The sequence below is a fragment of the Mesorhizobium sp. C120A genome (assembly GCF_030323105.1).
GTDB lineage: Bacteria > Pseudomonadota > Alphaproteobacteria > Rhizobiales > Rhizobiaceae > Mesorhizobium.
Map to the genome: position 1 here is coordinate 2,247,712 of NZ_CP100476.1, position 24,748 is coordinate 2,272,459.

General features: G+C 63.2%; 24 protein-coding genes and 1 pseudogene. 12 read left to right on the forward strand and 13 right to left on the reverse strand.

Going from position 1 to position 24,748, the window contains the following annotated elements:
* The first annotated feature begins 99 nt into the window (after positions 1-99).
* Positions 100-1,038, forward strand: coding sequence for a diacylglycerol/lipid kinase family protein (locus tag NL532_RS11045; protein WP_023689702.1), 939 nt, complete (start codon positions 100-102; stop codon positions 1,036-1,038).
* 92 nt (positions 1,039-1,130) lie between these two features.
* Here NL532_RS11045 and NL532_RS11050 read toward each other — a convergent pair whose 3' ends face one another.
* Genes NL532_RS11050 through NL532_RS11060 form a run of 3 tightly spaced genes read right to left on the reverse strand, consistent with a single transcriptional unit; the run spans position 1,131 to position 4,872 of the window.
* On the reverse strand, positions 1,131-2,048 hold the full coding sequence (locus NL532_RS11050) for an NAD(P)-dependent oxidoreductase (RefSeq protein ID WP_023713938.1): 918 nt from the start codon (positions 2,046-2,048) through the stop codon (positions 1,131-1,133).
* Positions 2,045-3,259, reverse strand: coding sequence for a mandelate racemase/muconate lactonizing enzyme family protein (locus tag NL532_RS11055; RefSeq protein ID WP_023711165.1), 1,215 nt, complete (start codon positions 3,257-3,259; stop codon positions 2,045-2,047). The genes NL532_RS11050 and NL532_RS11055 overlap by 4 nt, the downstream gene beginning before the upstream one ends.
* Positions 3,256-4,872, reverse strand: coding sequence for a GMC family oxidoreductase (locus NL532_RS11060; RefSeq protein ID WP_023828103.1), 1,617 nt, complete (start codon positions 4,870-4,872; stop codon positions 3,256-3,258). Before NL532_RS11060 ends, NL532_RS11055 begins: the two co-directional genes overlap by 4 nt.
* A 223-nt stretch (positions 4,873-5,095) precedes the next feature.
* Between NL532_RS11060 and NL532_RS11065 the strand changes: the two genes are divergently transcribed.
* Entirely contained in the window at positions 5,096-5,491 is a 396-nt protein-coding gene (locus NL532_RS11065; RefSeq protein ID WP_023671995.1) for an acyl-CoA thioesterase, read from the forward strand.
* A 500-nt stretch (positions 5,492-5,991) separates the two neighbouring features.
* On the opposite strand, the gene NL532_RS11070 is transcribed toward NL532_RS11065, so the two are convergent.
* Complete coding sequence (locus NL532_RS11070; protein WP_023683744.1) at positions 5,992-6,360, reverse strand: winged helix-turn-helix transcriptional regulator; 369 nt, start codon at positions 6,358-6,360, stop codon at positions 5,992-5,994.
* Positions 6,361-6,450: 90 nt separating this feature from the next.
* Between NL532_RS11070 and NL532_RS11075 the strand changes: the two genes are divergently transcribed.
* Positions 6,451-7,056, forward strand: a complete 606-nt coding sequence (locus NL532_RS11075; RefSeq protein ID WP_023671992.1) for an NADPH-dependent FMN reductase — start codon at positions 6,451-6,453, stop codon at positions 7,054-7,056.
* Between the two features lie 165 nt (positions 7,057-7,221).
* Here NL532_RS11075 and NL532_RS11080 read toward each other — a convergent pair whose 3' ends face one another.
* Positions 7,222-8,517, reverse strand: coding sequence for a glucoamylase family protein (locus NL532_RS11080; protein WP_023828102.1), 1,296 nt, complete (start codon positions 8,515-8,517; stop codon positions 7,222-7,224).
* Between the two features lie 258 nt (positions 8,518-8,775).
* Between NL532_RS11080 and NL532_RS11085 the strand changes: the two genes are divergently transcribed.
* A complete protein-coding gene (locus NL532_RS11085; protein WP_023701605.1) occupies positions 8,776-9,654 on the forward strand; it encodes a DMT family transporter in 879 nt (292 codons plus the stop codon).
* Positions 9,655-9,682: 28 nt separating this feature from the next.
* Here the strand turns inward: NL532_RS11085 and NL532_RS11090 are convergent, their stop codons facing one another.
* Both NL532_RS11090 and NL532_RS11095 read right to left on the reverse strand, forming a co-directional pair.
* Positions 9,683-10,993, reverse strand: coding sequence for a hemolysin family protein (locus tag NL532_RS11090; protein ID WP_023683747.1), 1,311 nt, complete (start codon positions 10,991-10,993; stop codon positions 9,683-9,685).
* A 70-nt stretch (positions 10,994-11,063) separates the two neighbouring features.
* Complete coding sequence (locus tag NL532_RS11095; protein ID WP_023711169.1) at positions 11,064-11,771, reverse strand: LssY C-terminal domain-containing protein; 708 nt, start codon at positions 11,769-11,771, stop codon at positions 11,064-11,066.
* A 112-nt stretch (positions 11,772-11,883) separates the two neighbouring features.
* On the opposite strand from NL532_RS11095, the gene NL532_RS11100 reads away from it, so the two are divergent.
* Entirely contained in the window at positions 11,884-12,603 is a 720-nt protein-coding gene (locus tag NL532_RS11100; protein ID WP_023705875.1) for a gamma-glutamylcyclotransferase, read from the forward strand.
* A 20-nt stretch (positions 12,604-12,623) separates the two neighbouring features.
* On the opposite strand, the gene NL532_RS11105 is transcribed toward NL532_RS11100, so the two are convergent.
* From NL532_RS11105 to NL532_RS11115, 3 genes are all read right to left on the reverse strand, one after another.
* Positions 12,624-13,415, reverse strand: coding sequence for an extensin-like domain-containing protein (locus NL532_RS11105; protein ID WP_023701608.1), 792 nt, complete (start codon positions 13,413-13,415; stop codon positions 12,624-12,626).
* A gap of 132 nt (positions 13,416-13,547) precedes the next feature.
* Positions 13,548-14,624, reverse strand: coding sequence for an extensin-like domain-containing protein (locus tag NL532_RS11110; RefSeq protein WP_023828101.1), 1,077 nt, complete (start codon positions 14,622-14,624; stop codon positions 13,548-13,550).
* A 198-nt stretch (positions 14,625-14,822) separates the two neighbouring features.
* A complete protein-coding gene (locus NL532_RS11115; RefSeq protein WP_023683751.1) occupies positions 14,823-15,248 on the reverse strand; it encodes a DUF3775 domain-containing protein in 426 nt (141 codons plus the stop codon).
* Positions 15,249-15,477: 229 nt separating this feature from the next.
* Between NL532_RS11115 and NL532_RS11120 the strand changes: the two genes are divergently transcribed.
* Both NL532_RS11120 and greA read left to right on the forward strand, forming a co-directional pair.
* On the forward strand, positions 15,478-16,014 hold the full coding sequence (locus tag NL532_RS11120; protein WP_023828100.1) for a tetratricopeptide repeat protein: 537 nt from the start codon (positions 15,478-15,480) through the stop codon (positions 16,012-16,014).
* A gap of 288 nt (positions 16,015-16,302) precedes the next feature.
* Positions 16,303-16,776 (forward strand): transcription elongation factor GreA, encoded by a 474-nt coding sequence (gene greA, locus NL532_RS11125; protein WP_023683753.1) that lies wholly within the window; start codon positions 16,303-16,305, stop codon positions 16,774-16,776.
* A 23-nt stretch (positions 16,777-16,799) separates the two neighbouring features.
* On the opposite strand, the gene waaC is transcribed toward greA, so the two are convergent.
* The 3 genes and pseudogenes from waaC to rfaD form a co-directional block, all read right to left on the reverse strand.
* Positions 16,800-17,774 (reverse strand): lipopolysaccharide heptosyltransferase I, encoded by a 975-nt coding sequence (gene waaC, locus NL532_RS11130; protein WP_023828099.1) that lies wholly within the window; start codon positions 17,772-17,774, stop codon positions 16,800-16,802.
* Positions 17,771-18,777: pseudogene (gene waaF, locus NL532_RS32185) on the reverse strand (lipopolysaccharide heptosyltransferase II). The gene waaC and the pseudogene waaF overlap by 4 nt, the downstream one beginning before the upstream one ends.
* Positions 18,750-19,700 carry an ADP-glyceromanno-heptose 6-epimerase gene (gene rfaD, locus NL532_RS11145; RefSeq protein ID WP_023683756.1) on the reverse strand — a complete coding sequence of 317 codons (951 nt, stop codon included), beginning with the start codon at positions 19,698-19,700 and terminating at the stop codon, positions 18,750-18,752. Before rfaD ends, waaF begins: the two are co-directional and overlap by 28 nt.
* Before the next feature lie 134 nt (positions 19,701-19,834).
* Here rfaD and NL532_RS11150 point away from each other — a divergent pair, with 134 nt between their 5' ends.
* The 5 genes from NL532_RS11150 (at position 19,835) to NL532_RS11170 (ending at position 24,499) form a co-directional block, all read left to right on the forward strand.
* Entirely contained in the window at positions 19,835-20,467 is a 633-nt protein-coding gene (locus tag NL532_RS11150; protein ID WP_023671977.1) for a LysE family translocator, read from the forward strand.
* 124 nt (positions 20,468-20,591) lie between these two features.
* The gene (rfaE1, locus tag NL532_RS11155; RefSeq protein WP_023671976.1) at positions 20,592-22,085 is read left to right on the forward strand and encodes a D-glycero-beta-D-manno-heptose-7-phosphate kinase; all 1,494 of its coding nucleotides are present in this window, start codon (positions 20,592-20,594) and stop codon (positions 22,083-22,085) included.
* A gap of 8 nt (positions 22,086-22,093) precedes the next feature.
* Positions 22,094-22,666, forward strand: coding sequence for a D-sedoheptulose-7-phosphate isomerase (locus NL532_RS11160; RefSeq protein ID WP_023671975.1), 573 nt, complete (start codon positions 22,094-22,096; stop codon positions 22,664-22,666).
* Positions 22,659-23,312, forward strand: a complete 654-nt coding sequence (locus NL532_RS11165; protein ID WP_023728202.1) for a D-glycero-alpha-D-manno-heptose-1,7-bisphosphate 7-phosphatase — start codon at positions 22,659-22,661, stop codon at positions 23,310-23,312. The genes NL532_RS11160 and NL532_RS11165 overlap by 8 nt, the downstream gene beginning before the upstream one ends.
* Positions 23,313-23,518: 206 nt before the next feature.
* Entirely contained in the window at positions 23,519-24,499 is a 981-nt protein-coding gene (locus NL532_RS11170; protein ID WP_245270163.1) for a phosphodiester glycosidase family protein, read from the forward strand.
* Positions 24,500-24,748: the final 249 nt, after the last annotated feature.

Here is a 24,748-nt window from a genome sequence, read left to right on the forward strand (position 1 = left end):
TGGCGCCTGATCGGCTGTGCCCCTTGCTCCGCCGGCTGGCGCGGGCTTCAATGCCGGCAAAGCATCGAGCCTATCGGCTCGGTGCGGGGAGGGTGCGCATTGAAAGTCGGGGTGGTGCTCAATCCGATTGCCGGCGGCGGCCGGCTGAAACGGCATTGGCCGGAGGTGGCCGCATCGCTGAAAAAGCATTTCGGCGAATTCGAGCTGCGCGAGACGCAGGCCGAGGGCGACGCCGAAAGGCTGGCGCTCGACCTCGCGGCAAGCGGCTTCGAGCTGGTGATCGCGGCCGGCGGCGACGGCACCGCCAGCGAGGTGGCCGACGGATTGCTGCAGGCATTCGATGAGAGCGGCCGGACAACCGAACTTGGCTTGCTGCCTTGCGGCACCGGCATCGATTTCGCGCGCGGGCTCGGGCTGCCGAAAGAGGTGGATGCGGTGCTGAAGCGGATCGCCGAAGCCAAGGCGCGCAAGGTCGATGCCGGGCGCATCTGCTACATCGACGACCATGGCGCGCTGGCCAGCCGGCACTTCATCAATATCGCCAGCCTCGGCCTATCCGGCGCCACGGACCGTGCGGTCAATGCCGACAAGCGCAAGGGCAGGATGTCGGCCAAGGCGCTGTTTTTCTGGCGCACCGTGGTCGAGTTCATCCGCTACCGCTTCCAGGATGTCCGGATCACCGTCGACGATGGCACCCCGGTCGAGGCGCGCATGGCGCTGGTGGCGGTCGCCAACGGAAAGTTCTTCGGCGGCGGCATGATGATCGCCCCGGACGCCGAACTCGCCGACGGCCAGTTCGACATCGTCATCCTGCGCGCGGCCGGCAAGCTGAAGCTGATCTGGGATATTCGGCTGCTCTATGGCGGCCGGCACCGCAACCATCCGGCCATCACCATATTGCGTGGCCGGAAAGTGGTGGTCGAACCTATCGGCGATGTCGAGAAGAACGGCGCGCTGGTCGACATAGATGGCGAGTCGCCGGGGCGTATACCCGCGACGTTTGAGATCCTGCCCGGAGCGCTGACGCTGAGATATTGAATCAAGGCGTTGAGGGATTGATTCAGGTGGTTTGAGCGGCGATTCCGGCGAACCGGCCAAGGGCCTGAAATCGCAGGACATATCTACCCGGCTTAGCTTTCCAGCTTGGCTGGGAAACCGGGCGCGCGCAGATCCATGTCGACGGCATCCTCGAGCAGTTTGACGATCTGGGTCGACCAGGCGCCGCCGCCATATTCCTGTTTGCCCATCAGGAAAATCTCACTCACAAGCGGCGCCAGTTGGAGTGGCAGTCTGAACTCCCTGCCCATCGCAAGCGCAAAGCCGAGGTCCTTCAGTGCCAGGTCCATGGTGAAGCCAATGTCGTAGGAGCCGTTGAGGATGAGCTGGCTTTCGGTCTCATGGACGAAGCTGTTGCCGGAGGAGGCGACGATGGCGTGGTAGGATTGCGCGAGGTCGAGGCCGCCTTGCTTGGCCAACATCAGCGCCTCGCCGGCGGCGACGAGATGGATGAAGGCCAGCATGTTGGTGATGACCTTGATCACCGCCGCCGAGCCGACCGGACCCATCAGGAACGACTTTGCGCACATCGCTTCGATGGCCGGACGATGGCGCTCGTAAAGCGCAGCATCGCCGCCGACAAGCGCGGTGATCTTTCCGACCGCGGCCAGATGCACGCCGCCGGTGACCGGGCACTCAAGCGTTTCGACGCCCTTGGCCGAGGCGAGGGCGGCGAGGCGCAGAATCTCGTCGCGGCCATTCGTCGACATCTCGATCCATGTGCCGCCCTTGGGCAATCCTTCCAGCAGTCCACCGGGACCAGCCAGCACCGCTTCACTGACCTCGGGCGAGGGCAGGCATGTGATGGCGTTGCCGGCTAGCGCTGCCGCTTCAGCCGGGCTGTTCGCTGCGATGGCGCCGAGCGCAACCAGGCGCTCGACGGCGGCGGGGTCGCGGTCGAAGACGATGACGACAAAACCGTTGCGCAACAGGCTGGCGGCGAGGTTGCCGCCGAGATGGCCAAGGCCGATGAAGGCGTAACGTTCGCTCACGGCATCAGCGGCATTTGCATCATCTGCAAATGCAGGTCCTTGCCGGTGTAGGGATGCGCCTCGCAGACCGCCTCGTTGAGCTCGACGCCGAGGCCGGGCTCCTTCGACGGAATGACATTGCCGTCCTGCCACTCGATCTTCTTCTTCAAGAGCGTGGCGTGGAAACCGTCCCACTGCTTCAGCGATTCCAGGATGAGGAAATTGGGCAGCGTCACCGCCAGCTGGATGTTGGCGGCGCCGACGATCGGCCCGCAATAGCAGTGCGGCGCGATCTGGATGTGGTATGCCTCGGCCATGGCGGCGATCTTCTTGGTTTCGAGAATGCCGCCGGAACGGCCAAGGTCCGGTTGCAGGATGGTGGCGGCGCGGTTCTCGATGATTCGGGCGAATTCGAACTTGGTCGTTAGCCGCTCGCCGGTGGCGATCGGGATCGACGTGCCTCGCGCCACCTGAGCCATCACTTCGGGCATGTCGGGCGGCACCGGCTCTTCGAACCACAAGGGATCGTAGGGCTCGATCGCGCGTGCCATCCGCAGCGCACCCGACGCGGTGAACTGGCCATGCGTGCCGAACAGAATATCGGCGCGGGTGCCGACGGCTTCGCGGATCGCCTTGACCATGCGGGTGGAGACATCGATGTCGATCAGGCGCGGCTGGTGGCCGTCGAAGGCGGTGTAAGGACCGGCCGGGTCAAGCTTGACGGCGTTGAACCCCTGCTCGACATATTCGAGCGCGCAGGCCGCCGCCAGTTCAGGGTCGTTATAGACGTTCCTGCCGTCCGGCGCGTCCTCCGAATGGACGCTGCCGGTGTGCGGGTAGAGATAGGTGTAGGAGCGCAGCGTCTCGTGCACCTGGCCGCCGAGCAGTTTGTAGACCGGCTTGTCGGCTTCCTTGCCGACAATGTCCCAGCAGGCCATTTCCAGCGCCGAGAAACAGCCCATGCCGGTAACGTCGGGGCGCTGGGTAAATCCTGAGGAATAGGCGCGGCGGAAGAAGGTCTCGATGTCATGCGGATCGTGGCCGATCAGGTAACGCTCGGCCATGTCCTCGACCAGCTTCGCTGTTATGTGAGCCGAGAAGGTGGCGTTGTAGGCCTCGCCGTAACCGACGACGCCGCCATCGGTGGTCAGCTTGACGAAGATGAAATACTTGCCGCCGATGCCGGGCGGCGGGTTGCCGACTACCCAGGTCTTGACGTCGGTGATCTTCATTTTTGGTCCTCCAGAACCAGTTCGGCGCCCTTCCATCCGGTCATGACCGAGGCGGCGTTGGTGTTGCCGGTGATGTTGGCGGGAAAGATCGAGGCGTCGATGACACGCAGACCTTCGAGCCCGTGCACTTTCAGGCGCGGGTCGACGACGGCGGCCCCGGCGTCCGGCCCCATGCGGCAGGTCGAGACCGGGTGATAGACGGTGCCTGAGCGCTTCCTGAAATCCTGGATCAGGTCGGCATCCGATTGGATCGATGGGCCCGGCAAAACCTCCTCAGTGATGATCTCGGCCATGGCGGGCATCGAGGCTATCTTGCGCACGAATTTCACCGCCGCCAGCATCTCGTCGACATCGGCGTTGGTGGAATAGGCGTTGGCGACGATCCTGGGATAGTCCAGCGGATTGCTGGAGCGGATCATGATCTCGCCGCGGCTGGACGGGCGGCAGTTGGAGAGGCCGATGGAAAAGCCCGGCCACGGATCTGGCGTCAGGATCGGCCGCTCGCCGCTCTTCGGAATGACGGTCGAGAAAGCCTGGAAATAAAGCTGCATGTTGGGGCGCGAAAACGCCGGGTCGGTTCGGAAGAACCCGCCGCCATGGTTCATCGACAGCGACAGCGGGCCGGAGCGGGTGAGGATGTACTGCATGCCGACCAGCAGCTTGCCCCACCAGGGCCGCAGGATTTGGTTGAGCGTCGGCACGTTTCCCTTGAAGGTATAGTTGATGCCGACATGGTCCTGCAGATGCGCGCCGACATTTTCGTTGGCGTGGACGACCGGGATGCCAAGCCCCTTGAGCAGTGACGAGGGGCCGACGCCGGACAGTTGCAAGAGCTGCGGCGAGTTGATCGAGCCGGCGGACAGGATGACTTCGCGGCCGGCCCGCGCCGTCTTGGTCTCGCCGTTCTGCAGATATTCGATGCCGACGGCTCGCTTGCCCTCGAACAGGATCCTGCTCGCCAGCGCATTCGTCTCGACGCGGACGTTTTTGCGCTTCATCGCCGGGCGCAGGAAGGCGCGCGCGGCCGACATGCGGCGGCCATTCCTGGTCGAGATCTGGTAGACGCCGACGCCTTCCTGGGCGGCGCCGTTGAAGTCAGGGTTGAGCGGCAGCCCAGCCTGCTGGCCGGCTGCGAGGTAGCGCCTGGTCAGCGGATGGACGGCGTTCGTCGTGTCGGTGATATGCAGCGGCCCGCCGGTGCCGCGCCATCTGTCGGCGCCGGCCTCATTGTCCTCAAGCGCCTTGAAGCCCGGCAACAGATCGTCATAGCCCCAACCCGGATTTCCGGCATCGCGCCAGTCGTCAAAGTCCTCGCGCGCGCCACGGATCCAGACCATGGCGTTGATCGAGCTGGAGCCGCCAAGCAGCTTGCCGCGCGGCCAATGGTCGACATTGCCGGCAAGGCCGGGGTCCGGCTCGGGCTTGTAGTTCCAGTTGACCGCCGGATCGAAGAAGGTCTTGCCGTAGCCGAGCGGCATCTGGACATAAAAGCGGCGGTCGCTGCCGCCGGCCTCCAGCACCAGCACGGAGAAGCGGCCCGAAATCGACAGCCTGTCGGCCAGAACCGAGCCGGCCGAGCCGGAGCCGACGATGATGAAGTCATAAGTCTGCATGATTGGTGTTGGCGGCTCCGCAAAACTGAGCGCAGCCTATCCGCGACGGCTTGGCCGCGCCCCTGCGGCTTCCGGCATGGCTTGTGAAAAAAGCGACCGTGAGACGCCTGGTCGGAAAAGCCACCATGGAACCGACATTGCGCCGGGAGCCTCGCCCGTCGCGTTGACCTCTTGGGCCCGTGACGCTACGGGATCAAGGGCTATCGCTTTAGGGGAATCTCGGATGGTGCATTACGCGGACGGACGGCCGATCGGCGATCTGACCTTGCGTACGCTCGCCATGCCGGCCGATGCAAATGCGGCCGGCGACATCTTTGGCGGCTGGGTGATGGCGCAGATGGATCTTGCCTGCGGCATCCGTGCGGCCGAGCGGGCCAAGGGCCGCGTGGTGACGGCGGCGGTCAAGGAAATGTCCTTCGCCAAGGCGATGAAGATCGGCGACACGCTGTGCATCTACACCCATGTCGAGCGCGTCGGCCGCACCTCCATGACGCTCAAGGTCGAGGCCTGGGCGCAACGCTACCTCTCCGACCTGATGGAGAAGGTCACCCACGCCGATTTCGTCATGGTGGCGCTGGATAGCGACGGCAAGCCGAAGCCGATTCCAACCGAAAGTTGACATCGTCGATTCTGCCAAGCTTGCGCTTATGTAACATCCCCCGCGCGGGCGATGCGCTGCGCGACATCCAATGGTTGCCTTCACATCCGATTCTGCGGGCGGCGGAGGGAAGACAATGCGTCAACACATGCTGAACGGCTGGCTCGTGGCGGCCCTCGTCGCGGTGATCTGCCTGCTTGGCACGACCGCTTATACCGAGATCAGGAAAGAGCTTCCAAGCGTTGCCTGCACGCACGACCGGACCGTTGGCAACGAGCGGACTGCCCAGCGGTCTGCAAGGGTAGAGACGTGCGGCGCAGTGTGTTGCAGCAACCCTGCGTCAAAGGCCTGAGGGCCCGTCAGCGGAAGACCTCGTCAGCCTCAAAATGATCATGCGCCGGCGAACGAAACGCTGCAGCTATGTCGCGATGGCGCGACCAACGATGCTAGGGCGGATCCAGTTAAACCCGGGTACGCGTCGTCGACGGCAAAATCCGTAAACTATTGCTGGGCAACGGTTTTCAGGCGTGCACGCCATCGAATCTTTCACGCGCCGCCTGGACCCGCGAGGTGTTCTTCCGCGCCCATTCGCCGAGCGCGCCGACCGGCACCAGCAGCTCATGGCCGAGCTCCGTCAGCTCATAGTCGACGCGTGGCGGGATGGTCGGGAACACGGTTCGGGTGACGAAGCCGTCGCGCTCAAGACCGCGCAAGGTGGTGGTCAGCATCTTCTGCGAAATGCCGCCGACAGCGGCGCGCAACTCATTGAAACGCAGCGGTCCGCCGCCCAGCTTGCCGACGACCAGAACGGTCCATTTGTCGCCGACGCGCTGCAGGATTTCCGAGACGGCGCGGCAGTCTTCGGTGTTGTGCGGGTGCCTCAGTAACATAACGGTGCCTCCTTGCGCTGCCATTTGTCAGTATCTCATATAGCGCCGGTATCCAAACGATACCAGCTTTTTGCATATATGGAGAGCCCCATGTCCAAGCCCAAAATCGCCATCGTCGTCGGTTCGACACGCGCCGCGCGTTTCGCCGATGTGCCCGCCCAGTGGATCGCCAAGATCGCGAAATCTCATGCCGACATCGACGTCGAGACCGTCGACCTGCGCGACTGGCCGCTGCCCTTCTTCGACGAGGTCGCCTCGTCCGCCTGGGCGCCGTCGCAGAACGAAGTTGCCCAGCGCTGGCAAAAGAAGGTCGCCGAATTCGACGGCTTCATCTTCACCGCCGCCGAATACAATCATGGCCCGACGGCCGTGCTGAAGAACGCCATCGATTACGCCGCCAATGAATGGAACAAGAAGCCGGCCGGTTTCGTCGGCTATGGCAGCGTCGGCGGCTCGCGCGCTGTCGAACATTTGCGTCTTGCCGCGGTCGAATTGCAGATGGCGCCGGTCAAATCCGCCGTTCACATTGCCTGGAGCGATTTCCTGGCGGTGCGCCAGGGCGAGAAGAAGCTCGAGGAGATCGAGCATCTGAACCAGGCTGCCACGGCGCTGGTCAACGACGTTGCCTGGTGGGCCCGCGTGCTCAAGGCAGCGCGTCAGGCCGACGCGATTGCCGGCGAAGCCCAGGCGGCCTGAGCCTTATCCTCCCAAGGACCGATGATTTTTCCAAAGGGCGGCGTTTGCGCCGCCCTTTTTCATTCACGTGAAGAGGCGCTCTCGGCTCCCTTGGCCGGATGGTGGAGTCGGACCGGCAAGGTCGCGCTGATGCCTTGACGATCCCGCGCGAAGGATCGCCGCCTGTCACAGCCAACCGCCGGAAAACCCGGCCCGGCGCAGTCCTGTGGTGATGGCCGGCACGCGGCGCATCAATCGCCACAGGAAGTCGGACCGGTAGTTCTCGATCATCAGGGCGATCGGCCCCTGGTTGATGCCGACATGGTCCGGCGATACCCAACCGCAGGCGCGGCCGTCGTCGGCAGCGATCGTCGGGTTGAAGCTCGCGGTGAAGCCGTAAGGGTTGCCGTCGCGCAGGTCCATCTCGTGGAAATGGCGCAGCGCCGGCAGCACGATTTCCGGCGCAAAAGGCAAGGAGGCGATTGCCGCCCATGGCGACAGCGTGCCGTCATCGGGGCCAAACGGTGCGCCGCGGGCGAGATAACCGAAGAAGCGGCGTCCATCGGCTCGCCGCGCGATCGGACCTGGGCCGTCGCTGGCGGTGACGCCCCAGCAATTCTCGCCATAGCCCGCGAACCCCCTCGGATTGCGGATTGCGTAATCGCGCTGCAGATACGTCGCCTGGCGGCTGTTTTCGAAATAGTCGCTGTCGTGACCCTGCATGAAAGCATCGCGGATGTCGCGAAAATCGATCCAGATATGCGAGAACTGGTGGATGAAAAGCGGGCCGGCATAGACCATCTCGCGGCCGTAGATTGTCTTCCACTTATATGTGGACAGCCAGGCCGCGTAGCTCTCGGGCGGCAGCGAGTGGGTCGGCGAACCGAGACCCAGAACGTACAGGATCAGCGCCTCGTCAAATCCTTCCCAGCGGTAGCGCAGAAAGCCTTTTCCAGGCCGCCAGCCATGGGTGACGGTGGCGCCGCCGTTCTGCGCCCAGCGCCAGTCGGCACGGCGGTAGAGCGCATCGGCAAGCTTGCGGATTTCCAGTTCGAGCTCATCGTCCTCGTCGAAATAAGCGCCGGCAGCCAGAACACCGGCAAGCAGAAGTGCGGTATCGATCGTGGACAGTTCGCAATTCCAGACGCGGCGGCCGGTCTTCATGTCGAGGAAATGATAGTAGAAACCCTTGTAGCCGGTGGCATCGGGCTCCGGCCCGTGCGGGGCGTTCCAGAAGAAGCGAAGCGTGGCGAGCGTCCGCTCGATTGCGGCATCGCGCGTCATGAAACCGCGATCGACACCGACGGGATAGGACGACAAAGCGAGCCCGACAGCGGCTATGCTGGCAGGCGACGTTGGCGTGTTGCGGTCGGCGACCAGGCCGTTGGCAGGGTTGGCCTCGTTGAGAAAATACTCGAAGGACAGGCGCTGGATATCTTGGAGAAGCTCGTCGTTTAGCGCGTGTTCGTTCGATGCATCCATGACAATCGATATAGAGGCTTTGGCTGCTTTTGCCATTCGCCCAGCGGATCAATCATGGGTGAGGGCAGGCTGGGGCCGATAGCGAAAGGCGCTGCCGACGCACCGAATTCAAATCGAGGGGCTGCGAAGATCGGTTGGACCGCCATATGCACGGCCCTGCCATCTGGCCTGGCCGTCCTCCCCTGATATATCCGGCTGCGATCCATCACATGAGCATGCCCCGTGAAGTCACCCAGCCTGTCAGGCGTCGTTTCCCCCATGACCCCGGTGCTGGTCTGTGCACTTGCGATCTTCCTTCTGTCCGCCATGGATGCGGCGATGAAAATCCTGGTCATCGCCGTCGGTGTCTACAACACGGTGCTGTGGCGAAGCATGCTTGCGAGCGTGGTCGCGGGCACGGCCTGGGCGGCGGGGCCGCGTTCCCTTCCCACGCCTTCCGTGCTGCGGCTACACGCGCTGCGCGCCGTGATCGTGGGCATCGTTCTGCTGTCGTTCTTCTGGGGCCTTGCCAGATTGCCGCTAGCGGATGGGATCGGGCTTAGTTTCGTCGCGCCGCTGTTCGCTCTCCTGCTGGCGGCGCTGCTTTTGGGCGAACGCATACAGCGCCAGGCGATCTGGGCGTCGCTGGCGGGCATCGCCGGCGTCGTCATCATCATGGCCGGACAGTTCGGGCAAGGGAATTATACCGGGGATGCCCTGCTTGGCACGGTGGCGGTGCTCGCATCGACGGTGTTCTACGCCTACAATCTGATCCTCTCGCGGCGGCAGGCGCTGGTGGCCAAGCCAGTCGAGATCATGCTGTTCCAGAACCTGTGCGTTGCCGCCGTCCTTCTCCCCGCCGCTCCCTGGCTCGCGGTTGCCCTGCCGGGCAATCTCTGGCTTCCGCTGGCCGGGGTGACGGCGCTGTCGCTCTCCGGCCAGTTCCTGATGAGCTGGTCCTACGCGCGGGCCGAAGCGCAATATCTGATCCCGACGGAGTATTCTGCCTTCATCTGGGCGATCGTGTTTGGCTGGCTGTTCTTCGACGAGGCGGCGACCTGGACCACGCTGGCTGGAGCGGCCCTGATCGTGGCCAGTTGCCTGATCGCCTCGCGCTCCAATCCGAAGCTTGCCGAACCGATCGAAGCCGCGGTCTGAGCGCGCTATTCGCTTTGACGGCAGAGCGTCAACGCACCACTTCGCGATGGCCGCTGGGCAGCCGGGTGGCGATCAGCTTGTCGATGCGGCGGCCGTCGAGGTCGACGACCTCGAAACGCCAGCCTTGCGCGTCGACGCATTCGCCGGTCGCCGGCAGATGGTGCATGTGCGACAGCACATAACCGGCGACGGTCTCGTAATCCCGATTTTCCGGCAGGTCGATACCGAGAACGTCAGCCATCTCGTCGGCTTGCATGTATCCCGCGAGCAGCCATGAGCCGTCCTCGCGCTTGACGGCGTTTTCCTCGTCGCCGGCGTCGGTATCGGCCCGGAAGACGCCGGTGATGGCCTCGAGAATGTCGGCAGGTGTGACGATCCCTTCGAAATGGCCGTATTCGTCATGCACCAGCGCCATCGGCACGTCGGATTCCTTCAGCTTCTGCAGCACATCCAGCGCGTCGGCCTGGTCGTAGACGATGGGGGCGGCGCGCACATGCTTGCGCGGATCGAGTGCGCGGCCGGCGAGCAGGGCGGCCAGCACGTCGCGCGTCTGAACAACGCCAACCATGACGTCGACCCCGCCATCGCCGGCCGGGAGGCGCGAATGCTGGGTCTCCATCAAGAGCTTGCGGATGGCGCCCTCATCGGACTGCAAATTGATCCAGTCGACCTCGGTGCGCGGCGTCATCACGGCGCGCACGGCGCGATCGCCGAGCCGCATGACGCCGGCGATCATGCGCCGCTCGTCGGATTCGATGGTGCCGTGATGCTCGGCCTCGGCGACCAGCATCTTGATCTCTTCGTCGGTGACCTTCTCCTCGCTCTCGCCGCGCTGGCCAAGCAGCCACAATATGGCGCGGCCGGAAATGTCGAGCAGGAACACCAGCGGCGCGGAGACGGTGGCTAGGATGGTCATTGCAGGCGCCGCGCGGGCGGCAACGCGCTCGGGATCGCGCAGCGCGATCTGCTTGGGCACCAGCTCGCCGACGATCAGCGAGAAATAGGTGATGATGGCGACGACGATCCCGACGCCGAGCGGGTCGGCGATGTTTTCGCGCATGCCGGTCGAGGCCAGGTACACCGAAAGCCTGTCGCCCAGCGTGGCGCCGGAGAAGGCGCCCGACAGCACGCCGACCAGAGTGATGCCGATCTGCACCGACGACAGGAATTTGCCGGGATTGGAGCCGAGCGTCAGCGCACGCCCGGCGCCATTGACGCCGCGGTCGATCATCGCCTTGAGCCGCGCCGGGCGCGACGACACGATGGCGAGCTCGGACATCGACAGAAGGCCGTTCACACAGATGAGGACGACCACGGTGGCGATTTCGACGTATAGCATCAGGGCTCAATAGCATTGCGGCGGGCCGCAGGAAAATAGTCCGCGATGATTTTTGGAAAATGACAGTGGTTCAGGGGAATTGCCTGAGCACCCCGACAACAGCCTTGCCGTCGGTGAAATAGGGATCGCCGCCGCCGTTGCGTCCGGTCCTGGTGGCGCCGATGCCCGGGATGTCGCTCGCCGAGGTCACCATGCCGGCCGCCGACAGGTCGTGGATCACGAGATCGCGCTCGGCGTCGATGTCAGGGGCGATATGGTGGGTGATGGCGCCGGTATCGCGGCTGAGACCAACGCCGCGGTCGAAGCTGGCCGAGCCCATCCAGAGCGTTCGGCCGTCGTCGCCGGTCGCATCGCTGCGCCAGAAGCGGACATGATGGCGCCGGTCGGCGCTCCCGCCGACCGGCTTTTCGAAGGCGAGATCCTGGGCGCGGCCTTCGAACAGCAGCCGGCTGACCGGGGCGTCAGGATAGGGATGGTCGAACAGCACGCTCTCACCGATTTCGATCGCGGTCTTTAGCGTCACGCCATCGGCCGTATCCCATCCGGTCATGGCGAAGGCATGGACCATCTCTTTTTCGGTACCGACAAGGCCGATATTGATCGGGTCGCCCGGAATGCCTTGCGGCGTGTGTGTCACCATCTCGAAAGTCTGCGTGCGAAAGCCGCGGTCGCGAACCGTCCAGAATTCCGGCGCAGCGACATAGGCGAGGGCCAGCCAGACCGCCAGAAGAGCGGCGAGCCAGGTCAATGCGCGTCGTTGCAGGCTTCGTCGGCTCATGAAAGCGGCTCGATCCGTGCGGTATCTGTGCCTGACGGACCCTGGAAATCAATGGCCAGCGGCGAGCAGCCGTTCTATCGTCGGCCATCGTTTTTGCGGGGGGTGAGCAGGAATGGATAAGAAGCCGGTGGGTCGCAGCTCGATGGCATTGACCGCGGACCTTGTCGCAAGGGTCGAGCGTGTCGAACCGGATCCGGGTCCCGAGCCCGGAACAACCGAGCATACAGACGCGGAGTTCGATAGTCTTGTCGAGCAACTTCTGTCGGAGCATCGGCCTGAAGCGCTATGGGTCTTTGCCTACGGGTCGCTGATCTGGAACCCCGAATTTGCCCATGTCGAGCAGCGCCCGGCCACGGCGCCAGGATGGCACCGCTCGTTCTGCCTGACGCTGACCCGTTGGCGCGGAACCCGTGATTTGCCGGCGCTGATGCTGGCGCTCGATCGAGGCGGCAGCTGCAACGGCATCGTCTATCGGCTGCCCGCGGAAGACCATGTCGGGCAACTTGGACAGTTGATGCGCCGCGAGATCGATGCCAATCCGCCGACTAACGTGCCATGCTGGATCAAGGTCAAGACCAAGGATGGGCCGTTGCGGGCCTTGGCTTTCGTCGCCGCGCCAGACGGCAGGGCCTATGCCGGCCGGCTGCCATTGGAGCAGGTTGCCGACACGCTGGCGCGGGCTGCCGGGCATTGGGGCTCGTCGGCTCAATACCTGTTCCGAACCGTCAGCAAGTTGGAAGAGAGCGGTATCCGCGACAGGAACCTTTGGCGCATCCAGGATCTGGTGGCCCAGCAAATCATCGCTTCCACCAGGAACGCCAATCCCGACTGATTTCTGAACGGTGAAACGCCTTAGCGGCAGGCGCGGTAGCCGCTTTTGCGGTTCTTGATGTCGAAATGGAAATGGTTGCGGTGATCGTAATTGTAGCCGGGACCGAGCACGGTGGTGAAATACTGGCAGCCGTCGGCACGCACATTGTTGAGGAAGCCGCGGGTGCGGAAGGCAAACAGGCCGGGCTTGCGCACGTCGATGTCGTCGCCGTTGTTGAGCTCGATGCTCATGACGTCGAGGGCGTTGCCCTTGCCGTGCTCGGACAGGACACCTTCGCCGGCGATGTTGCGGCAGGAATAGCTTGAGCCCTGGTGGATGGTCTTGACGCCCGAGAAATAGCGCCAGCGGGCGGAGGGAACCAGTTCGTTGCTGGTCCAGGCGGCGAAACTTGCGGCCATGTCGCAGGTCAATGTCGCGGCGGGCTTCATCTGGATGCCGCCGATGGCGGAGACCTTGACCGGCCAGTCTATGCCGCACTGTCCCTCATGGATCGGCTGCACATCGGTGTAGACGACGCGAAGGCGCTTCAGTTCGCCACGGCAATCGGTTTCGCTGGCCGGCATCTGCTGCGGCTCCGACTCCGACATCGGCTCGTCCATGTGCGGATAGGCGGCAGTCATATAGGGATTGGACGGGACGAGCTTCTGCATGCCTTCATATTGCGGCACGGCCGCGGTCTGCGAGCCGACATCGACGGCCGGCTGCAGCGACAGCACGCTGCCAGTGTTGCAAGCCGAAACGGCGGCCAGCGCAAGACCGGTGGCCAGTATCGCTGCGCTTTTTGCCTTCGCGGCGCGAAATATTGCGGCCATGGGCGGGATCCTGTCCTTGATCGGTGGGATTTTAACGATCAAGGGTAAAGGAAAACTCAGCGTTCCCGTTCATGCCTGCGGCCGAAATGCGGCAGCCATACCATCACCGGCATGACGATCACTGGAGGGCCATTACTGGCAGAAAGTGCCACCATTCCGGCGCGGTTCGAGATCGAGATGGAAATGCAGGGAATGGTCCGGGTCCGCGCCCGGTCCAAGCACGGTCTTGAACGGTCCGCAGGCGGCCTTGCGCACCGCATTGAGGAATTTGCCGTCCTTCTCGGGCGGCGTTGGACCGACTTCGATCTTTCTGCCATCCGACAACGTGAAGCTGGCAATATCGAGCGCGTTGCCGAAGGCATGTTCCGACAGATGGCGCGTGCCGTTGCGCGGCCGGCAAACAAAGGCCGATGCCTGGTTGATCGATTTCAGGTCGGCTCCGAACTCGGCTTTCGCCGCCGGCTGTATGATTTCGGCGGCAAAGCGGGCTGCCGCCTCGGCCATCGGGCAGTTGAGTTCGGTCGTGGGTCCGATGGCGATGGATTTTCCGAGCGACTTCAGCACCAGGGGATAGGGGATCGAGCAGCCGATGTCGGGATTGCTTTCCGCCTTATGCTCCTCGAATTCGACACCAAGGGCCGTCAGCCGCTCGCGACAGGCGACTTCCGCCGCCGGCATTTTTGCATCGGGCAAATCGGCCGAGCGCGCATCGGGCAGCATCTTCTTGTCGCCGGCATCGGGTTTTTCAGGTGGTTGCGGGGCAACGGCCGGCGGCTGAGCTTCAGGTTCCGAAGTGTCTGGCTTTTGTGTCGGAATCGGCACCGCGGCCGGCGGCTCGGGCTCGCTTTGCCTATCGGTCGACGGCTTCGGGGCTGACGGTCCGGGCCGCGCCTGCTTTTTAAAACGGGACTTTTCTTCGTTGAATCGATCGTCATTGGACCGGTTGGGCGCGCCAAGGGGGTTCGGACCTTCGGCCTTTTGCTTTTCGATCGGTGCCGCGCCGGTCTTCGGCGCCTCTGAAGGACGCGCCTCGGGCAGCGGGACAACGCGCGAGGGCTGCACCGGAACATCGGCGGGCGAGGGCTTTTTATCCGGGGTCTTTTGTTCCACCTGCTTTGGCGTGATGTGCCGCTTTGGACTGGGCTTCTGGCGGTGCTTGCTGCGCGGCTTAGGATGCGAGTCGACCCGCGGTGAAAACAGCTGCTCCAACCGCTGTGACAGCGGCGTGTAATGCTTCTTGCGCTGTTTGGCGTCGGCTTGCGTCAGCAGGGGCGTCAGCAGCAGAGCCGTGACGACCATGACCAGTGCAACCCTGCATGTTCGGGAAAGTACAGGCGACCCCATCGTCCTCAACGGCGCGAGCGCCCGGAGGTTGCCTGCGGCCCATCACGAACGGTAACCACGCCGTTACGCGCCAATCGCTTCCAGCCCTTCTTCCAGCCAGTCGGCCAAAAGCGGCATGCCGAGCAGGTATTTCGCCGTGCGCTTGTTGGCGCGGTCGCGCGCGGCGGCAACCGCATCGGACCATTCCGCAGCGTCATAGTCGCCGCGGCCGACCCAGGCCAGCGCGATCAACTCGGCCGCTTCGTCAACGTTGAGGTCGTTGATCAGCTCGCGCAGCTCTTCCTCGGTGAGGTCTTCCGCGCTTTCCTCCGCCAGACCGTCATGGTGGTGATTGGCATGTGATTCACCATCGAGCTCGACCTCATGCTCGGCACCGTCGGCATAGTCTTCGTTGACGGCAGCACTCAGTCCCTTTGCCTTGAGAATGAACAGGCGCACGGTGTCCGGGCCGATCGATAGCTCCCATTCCCGCTCACGGCGCTGTTGCACTCTCGGGCACCCCCGCTGATCATTTCCCGAATGATAGCGGATTTGCAGCGCGCGTCACGTCATGTTCTGATCCCTGGCTCCCGCCTTTGACCGAATTCAGGTTAGGCACGGCCGCACAAATAGTTTCGGCGGCTGCGGGTTTCCGGGATGAAAAGTCTGCATCCCGGCGTTAGCTTTTCATTATCGTCATTTTCCCTCAAGATCGTCATTATCCCTCAAGGAGGCTTCGATGCATAAAAGAGTGTTGATCCAGGCGGCTGCGGCGCTTGTGGCGCTGCAGTTCTTTGCGGTTCCGGTGTTTGCGGCCGGCGGCGGTGGCGGTGGTACCGAGACCACCACCCAGTGCAAGAAGGGGCAGGTCTGGGACAAGAAAAAGCAGAAATGCGTCGCGCCGAAGTACGGCATGCTGGACGACGACAACATCTACGATGCTGGTCACGACCTGGCCATGGCCGGGCGTTATGATGAGGCGATTGCCGTGCTCAGCCTTGCCGCCAACAAGCAGGATCCGCGCATCCTCAACTATCTCGGCTATTCGCATCGCCATTCCGGCCGTGTCACCGTCGGCCTCGGCTATTACGAGGAAGCGCTGCGCATCAACCCGGATTACACGCTGGTGCGCGAATATCTCGGCGAGGCCCATCTGCAGATCGGCGACCTGGCCGGCGCCCAGGAGCAGCTGGCCGAGATCGAGAAGCGGACCGGCAAAGGTTCCCGCGAATACGGCATGCTGGCCGAACAGATCCGCCATTTCATGAGAAGCTGACCCCACCCCAACGGCTTCTCTGGGCCGGCTGCGAGCAATCGCAGTCGGTTTTTTGTTGTCGCCACTGCAACACGCTGCACGTGCCGTAACGACAATTGGACAATCGGCTCATGATTTTTCAAAAAGCCTGCTTTTTCAGCGTGAAAAACGCGCGAGGATCGCTATATTGGGGAAAATTGCGGTGAAACGGTTCCGTTAGCCCGAGGCTGCCGGACCCGTTTTCTTTTTATACCCATCGACAAGGCTTTCCCCGAAATGCGGGGGTGGCGGCAGGAAAGGTCAGGCATCATGAACAAGGTCCCGATGACAGGCGAGGGGTTCGCGTCATTGAAGGAAGAACTGCGCTGGCGCCAGCAGCAAGAGCGGCCGCGTATCATCGAGGCGATCTCCGAAGCGCGCTCGCATGGCGACCTGTCCGAAAATGCCGAATATCATGCCGCCAAAGAGGCGCAGAGCCTCAATGAGGGCCGTGTCAACGAACTGGAAGACTATATTGCTCGGGCCGAGGTGATCGACGTCACCAAGCTTAGCGGCGACAAGGTCAAGTTCGGCGCCACGGTGGTGCTGGTCGACGAGGACACCGAGGAAAAGAAGACCTACCAGATCGTCGGCGACCAGGAAGCGGACGTGAAATCGGGCCGTATTTCGATCTCCTCGCCGATTGCCCGTGCGCTGATCGGCAAGGAAGTCGGCGACGCGATTGAGGTCAACGCACCTGGCGGCGCCAGGGGTTACGAGATCGTCCAGGTGCAATTTATCTAGCACCTCAGAATTTCTGGAAGGTCCTATGCCGCAGCTTGGAGCTTAAGGGCTAATAGCTTTTCTGCTTCCGACACCACCTGTGCCGGCACGAGGCGCTCCCCCGATGCGGCCAGCAACGTTGAGGCATATTGCCCGCGCGGGCCGGTCAAACCCGGCTCGGTCGCCAGGAACACCGCGACCGTCGGCAGGCCGAAGGCGCTGGCGAGGTGGGTCAGACCGGTGTCGGCGCCGATAACCAGCGTCGAGCGGCCAAGGATCGCGGCGATGTCTGCCAGCGGCGATCTCGGCACCACGATCGTTGACGGCACGGCTTTCGCGATTGCCTCGGCGACCGCCTTCTCACGCTCGTTCGACCAGGTGGTGACCGGCGTCATTCCGGTACCAACCAGCAGGCGAGCGGTTTCGATCCAGTCTTCGGCGGGCCATTTCTTGTCTTCGCGGCTGGTGCCGTGCAGCAGGAAGGCCGTCTTGCCGTCGATGCCGGCCAGGCGGCCCGGAGGCGGCACAATCCCGGATGCCAGGGTCGAAAGGTCGGGCTCGTAGCCGAGCGCCAGCCCGAACAGCCGGCGCGTGCGTTCGATGGCGTGCAGGTTGCGCGGCACGGCGTATTTGCGCTGGTAAAACAACGTTGCCAAGGGCTCCCGCGCGCTCGCGCGGTCGAAACCTGCGATTGGTGCCGCTGCCTGTTTCGCCACCAGGGCCGATTTCAGCAGCCCCTGAGCATCGATGACGAGGTCGTACTCGCCTGCTTGCAGAGCGCGGCGCAAGCTTGTCGCCTCCCGCCATGTGCCGGCGTTGAACAGATGCTTGCGCCAGCGCCGGATGGCGACGGTATGGATCTTTGCTATCGCCGGATGCAGCGCGACGATGGCGGCAAAGGCTTCTTCGACGCACCAGTCGAAGGCGATATCGGGGCGCTTGCGGCGTGCATCTTCGACGGCGGGGAAGGTGTGGGTGACGTCGCCCATCGAGGAGGTCTTGACGATCAAAACCTTCATGCGGCGGCCGGGAGTTCCAGCAACCTGTCCGCCGCCGCTGCCACTTGGGCAACGTCCAGCGTCTTCAGGCAGTTGAGGTGGCCGAGCGGGCAGATCTTCCGGTGGCAGGGCGAACAGGACAGATGCAACCAGATCAGTTCGCGCTGTTCAGCCAACGGCGGCGTGTTTTCCGGCGAGGTCGAACCGTAGACGGCAACGACCGGTGTGCCGACGGCGGCCGCGACATGCATCAGCCCGCTGTCGTTGGACACCGCCAGCCTGGCCGCGGCGATCAGGTCGATGGCGTCCTCCAGCCGTGTCTTTCCTGCCAGATCGACGACACCGGGCGCGAGTGCTGCGATCTCGGCGGTGACGTCGCGATCGTTCTTCGAGCCGAACAACGCGACCTTGAATCCTTTCGCCATCATCTCTCCGGCGAGGCCGGCATAGCTTTCGCTAGGCCAGCGTTTGGCCGGACCGAATTCGGCGCCGGGCATCATGGCGACGAATTTCCCGGCTGCACTGCGAAGCGAGCGAGCAGATCTTTCTGATTGCCGGCGTCGACGGTGAGCCGCGGCGGCCGGAAATGTCCGCCTTGGGCGAGGCCAAAATAGGCCTGCGCGGTGCGCCGTTTGACGGCATCGGGCAGCGGCACGATGTCGGTCAGCAGGCCGTAGCGCATTTCCCGGAGATTGCCGAAGCGGCGGGGGATGCGGGCAAAGAACGGGATCAGCGCCGATTTCCAGCTGCCCGGCAGGACGTAGGCCATGTCGTAGCGGCCGCGCAGCAGGCGGCCGAAGCGGCGGCGAATGGTGAATTCGAGCGCGCCCGGTTGCAGCGGGAAATCGATCTGCTGGCGAATCTCGGGCATGCGCTTGACCAGCGGGGCCGCCCAGGCCGGGGCCAGCACGTCGATGGCGGCGTTGGGATGGACGTCCTTCAGCGCTGAAAACAGGCACTGCGCCATGACCATATCGCCCACCCAGCGTGGGCCGATCACGAGGATCGTTGGGCTTTCAGCCATTCGACATAGTCTCTGACGCCGGTTTCCACGCTGCGGAATTGCCCATTATAGCCGGCTGCGCGCAAGCGGGACATATCAGCCTGGGTAAAACTCTGGTAGCTGCCCTTGAGGTGATCGGGGAATTCGATGAACTCGATCTCGCCCTGGCCCAGCGTATCGATCACGGTCTCGGCAATGGCGCGGAACGGCTGGGCGCGGCCGGTGCCGCAGTTGAAGATGCCGCTCGAGCCGCGCTTCCACAGCCACAGATTGACGTCGGCGACATCGCCGACGTGAATGAAGTCGCGGCTTTGTTCGCCGGGGCCGAAGCCGTCATGGGCGCCGAACAGCTTTGGGTTTTCGCCGCGCCCGACCTGATTGAACAGATGGAAGGCGACCGAGGCCATGGCGCCCTTGTGCGCCTCGCGCGGGCCATAGACGTTGAAGTAGCGCAGGCCCGCGACCTGCGAATGATCGGTGTCGAACACGGTGCGCCTGACATAGTCGTCGAATAGTTTCTTCGAATAGGCGTAGACGTTGAGCGGCCGCTCAAGTGCGGGATCCTCGCGAAACTCCGAACCGCCGCCGTAGACGGAAGCCGAGGAGGCATAGAGGAACGGTATGCGCAGCGAAAGACAGCCATGCAGCAAGCGCTTTGAGAAGGCGTAGTTCACGTCCATCATGAACTTGCCGTTCCATTCCGTGGTGGTCGAGCAGGCGCCCTGGTGGAAGACGGCCTCGACGCGGCCTAGGTCCCCGGCTTCCAAGGTGGCCAAGAATTCGTCCTTGTCGAGATAGTCGGCTATCTGCAAATCGGCCAGGTTGGCGATCTTGTGGCCGTCGGTGAGGTCGTCGACGACGAGGATGTCATCATGGCCTTCGGCATTGAGTGCGGCGACGATGTTGGAGCCGATCATGCCGGCCCCGCCCGTGACGATGATCATGAAGGCCTCTGGTTGCTTGCGATTCCGGTCCTTATAAGGGAGGCCAAGCGTACTGTCGATGAAGCACCACGACGCCACAGTGAGACCGCGAAGCGGCCCGCTTTATTCGAGGCCCGCAAGCTAGGGGACAAAAAATGCCGTCGACCGAACTGCTCATTGCGTTTTTCGCCACCACGGCGATCTTTGCCTATATTCCAGGACCGGCGATGCTCTATGCCGCCGCGCAGACCATGGCGCGCGGGCGCTGGTCGGGGCTGACGGCGGCACTTGGCATCCATCTTGGCGGTTATTTCCATGTCTTTGCGGCTGCCGCCGGGCTGTCGGTGCTCTTCCATGCGGTGCCGCCGCTCTACATGGCGGTCAAGCTCATCGGCGCGCTCTATCTGATCTGGCTTGGCGTGTCCTTGTTCCGCAAGCGCGGGGACGGTGACACGGCGCTGCCGGCGATCGAGCGCAAATCGGCGCGCCGGGCATTTTTCGAGAGCATCACCGTCGAAGTGCTCAATCCGAAGACGGCGATCTTCTTCATGGCGTTCCTGCCACAGTTCATCGATGCCTCGGCGGGTTTCCCGGTGTGGCTGCAATTCGTCGTGCTGGGCACCATCGTCAATTTAATGTTCTCTTCGGCAGATATTGTCTGCGTGTTGCTGGCAGGCATGGTGATCGCCCGGCTGAAGCGCTCCAGCCGTGCGCAGCGCATCATGCAGAGGGCGGGCGGGGCGGTGCTGGTCGGACTGGGCGTCCACGTCGCGTTGCAGAAGAGCTGACGGCCGCCCTGACGTTGCGCTGCGCGGATTTGCGGTATATCGGCTTCGCCATGAACGATCCGGCCCGTAAATTGACAATTTTCAGCGTGATTGAGGTCGGCCTTTCCCTCGCATTGCCAGTGACATGATCAAGCACAATCCGCCTTCGCCCGAACCTTTGCACCGCGCCATTGCCCGCTTTGGCGACGTTGCCGTGCTGGTGGTCGGCGACTTCATCCTCGACCGTTTCGTCAACGGCGTCATCGAGCGCATCTCGCCGGAAGCGCCGATCCCGGTGCTGCACGGGCGCGGCGAGACCTCGACGATGGGCGGCGCAGGCAACGTTGTCGCCAACATCGTCTCGCTGGGTGCCAGCGCTATTCCCATATCGGTGATCGGCACCGATGTGGCCGGCGACAATCTGGTGCGCATGCTGCGCGAACTCGGCGCCGATACGGCTGATATGGCGCAGGAGCGCGGTCGCATGACGTCGTCGAAGAGCCGCTTCAGCGCGCTCAATCAGCAGGTGCTGCGCTTCGATGAGGAAGAGATCAAGCCGCTCGACGACAAGGAACGGGCGGACCTGGTCCGGCATTTTCGCGCCGCACTCACGCGCGCCGACATCGTCATTCTGTCCGACTATGGCAAGGGCATCTTGCTCGACGGCGTTGCCGCCGACCTGATCGCCATCTGCCGCGAGGCGGGAAAACCGGTGCTGGTCGATCCCAAGGGCCGCGACTATGCGCGCTATGCCGGCGCGACCGCCATCACGCCCAACCGCAAGGAGCTTGGCGAAGCTGTCGGTCGCCCGGTTTTCGCCGACGACGAGATCGTCGCGGCGGCACGCCAGCTGATTTCGGCACATGGCTTCGACTTCGTCGTCGCCACCCGCAGCGAAAAGGGCATGAGCGTCGTCGGCGCGGATGAGGCGCGCCACATCGCCACCCAGGCGCGCGAAGTGTTCGACGTTTCGGGCGCCGGCGATACGGTAATCGCGAGCTTCGCGCTGGCTCTGGCCGCGGGCGCCGATCGCGTCATGGCCGCCTCCATCGCCAATGCCGCCGGCGGTGTGGTGGTGGGCAAACGCGGCACCGCGCGGCTGACCGTGGAGGAACTCACCGGCGCGCTGTTCCGCTCGCACGGCCCCACCGCCCATAAGGACGCCATCCTCGATGCCGCATCGGCCGCGCGCATGGTGGCGGCGTGGAAGGACGAGGGCCTGAGCGTCGGCTTCACCAATGGCTGCTTCGATATATTGCATGCCGGCCATGTCAGTCTTCTCCACGCGGCGCGCAGCCAGTGCGACCGGCTGGTGCTCGGCCTCAACAGCGATGCCTCGGTGCGTCGGTTGAAAGGCGCCGGGCGCCCCGTCAACGATCAGCATGATCGTGCCTGCGTGCTCGCCGCCCTGGCCTCGGTCGATGCGGTCGTGGTGTTCGAAGAGGATACGCCGCTGGCGCTGATCGAGGCGCTTCTGCCCGACATTCTGGTCAAGGGCGCCGACTACACGGTCGAAACCGTTGTCGGCGCCGATGTGGTGCAGAAGGCGGGCGGGCGCGTCGTCCTGGTCGACCTTGTCGCCGGCAAGAGCACCACCGGCACGATCGGCAAATTGCGCGCCGGCGGCGGTACCAACTGAGGGATTTCATGTCCGGACTGAATGACTATCTGGTCCGCTCGGCGGCCGCGATCACCGCGACAGTCGAGCGTGACCTGACCGCCGAGATGGAACGTGCTGTGAGTGCGGTCGTCGCCGCGCTTTCCTCGGGCAAGGCGCTGCTGGTCTGCGGCAATGGCGGCTCGGCCAGCGACGCCATCCACATTGCCACCGAACTGGTCGGCCGCTTCCTTAAGGAGCGCAAGGCCTACAATGTGATTGCGCTGCCGGCCAACGCGGGCATGCTGACCGCCTGGGGCAATGACTATGGCTTCGACACCGTGTTTTCGCGCCAGGTCGAGGCGCATGGCGCGCCCGGCGGCGTGCTGCTTGCCATCTCGACCAGCGGCAATTCGCCGAGCATTCTGGCTGCCGCCGAACAGGCTCGGATGATGGGCATGACGGTGGTCAGCCTCACCGGCGACAGCGGTGGCAAACTCAAGCCGCTCACCGACATACTGCTCAACGTGCCCTCGACCTCGACGCCGATCATCCAGCAGGGACATCTCTGCCTCTACCACTATCTCTGCGAGGTGGTGGAAGACCGTCTGTCGAATGGCTGACACCGGGGCCTACGGTCCATACCCGCTGGCTGAGCCCGGCCTGTGGGTTGAGCGGGTAGGTTCGCGGGTGTTTCCAGCCAACGCGCCGGCGCTGTTCCTCGACCGCGACGGCACCATCAATGTCGACACCGGCTATCCCGACGATCCAGCCAAAATGGCGCTGCGCGACAGCATCGTGCCGGTCATCGCCGCCGCCAACCGGGGCAATATCCCGGTGGTCATCGTCACCAACCAGTCAGGCGTCGCGCGCGGCTATTTCGGCTGGAAGGAATTTGCCGCGGTCAACGGCCGGGTTCTCAAGCTGCTTGCCGCCGGCGATGCCTTCGTCGACATGGTTCTGGCCTGCGCGTACCACGAGGCGGGCAGCGGTCCGCTGGCGGTCGCCGACCATCCGATGCGCAAGCCCAATCCGGGCATGCTGCTACAGTCCCGGCAGCGCCTCGGCCTCGATCTCAAACGCTCGCTGATCGTCGGCGACAATCCCGCGGATATGCAGGCCGGACAACGTGCCGGCCTGCCGCGCGGCTGGCTGGTGGATGGCGAGGGAAGTAATGAGCCGGGCTTCGAGGTTCTGCCGCTGCGCAACCCCGATGATCTGGAAGGGCTTTTGAGGGCTGTCGAGTCGCTCGGATCGAGACTGATTTAGCTCTCCGGATCTGTTGCGACGCAATCTCAATGGGTTAGCTTGAGCGTTTCACCGTTTCGCAGAAACGGCGAGCCGATCCATTTCTTTGCTTTGACGCTATTCCCCAGGAAAGCACCACGCTCTTTTGCGGAAAAACTGCAGAGATCAGACATCATTCAAGCAAGAAATTTGCAGATGTCATTCCATCGAAGAACGAGGGGAATTCATTGAAGAAAGCAATCTCTGTTGCCGTTGTCTTGTTGATATTGGCTGTGCTTTCAGCCGTGGGGTATGTCTGGCAAAAACACGGCGTGTATGGGCTCAATGCACTTCTTCGCCGCGGCGGAAGCTACTGGATCGCCGTTGCACCCGACGATGCGCGTCTCTCGCCTGCCATGCAGCTTGCGTTGAAGTCGGAAATTCCTGATGTGACCGCTGGAGCCAGCTCATGGAATGAAACCGAGCCTGGATTTCAGGTCAGAGAACTCCCCGTCATGGCGGGCGACCGTGAAATTGACCGGCTCTATCTCAACCGTTTCGATCCAGCCAAATTCCGTTTCGTTGCCCGTAACGAGCCCAGTGGTGCCAAGGACATCGACCAGTGGGAAGCGGCACTCAATCCACAAGGCACAGGCGGCACCGTTCTGATCGTCAATGGCAGTTATTTCGGACTGAAGGGCGAAGCCGACACGCCCTTTGTCAGCATGGGTGCGAGGCTCGGGCCGGATGAATACGATGCGAAGGCCGGCGCCTGGTTCGTGAATGCCTCCGGCACGCATGTGGTCGATCTCAATTCACGTGACTGGCGCGCAGTCACGGAGAATGCCGAAAACGCTATGGTTTCCTATCCATTGCTTGTCGGTGAGGACGGCCGCAACAATGTACGCGCCAAGAGCAACTGGTTGGCCAACCGCACCTTTATCGCGGAAGATCGTCAGGGCTGGATCATCGTCGGTTCGACCAAGGACGCTTTCTTCTCGCTGGACCGGCTAGCAAACTTCCTGTTGCAGACCGACCTCGATCTCAAGACGGCGCTAAACCTCGATGGCGGGCCTGTTGCCTGCCTCAGCGTCCGCTCCGGGAACTACCGGTTGAAACACTATGCCAAGTGGGAAGCCCAGGTCGCAGATGGCGACGTCTCACTGCTTCAAGCACCGCTAGATGTGCCCTGGGGATTGCCTGTTGTTCTCACGGTGGAGCGCAGGTAGCAGATCCTGCCCTTGGCAGGGTGGGTCAAAGTACTCCCGATTCCGTAGCTGAAACCGGATGGCATATTCAACCTTGGCCGCTCATGTTCACGCAATCTGACCCGGAATACCCTACGATTTCGGCGCCAGAATTCGCTTTCTGGCTCATATTCGTCGTCAACATAATTGTGATCGGCGCGGCGTTTCTCGCGTCAAAAAACATTTTCCGTCTCAAATGGTTGCCGCAAGTCATCACATTCGTCTGGCTTG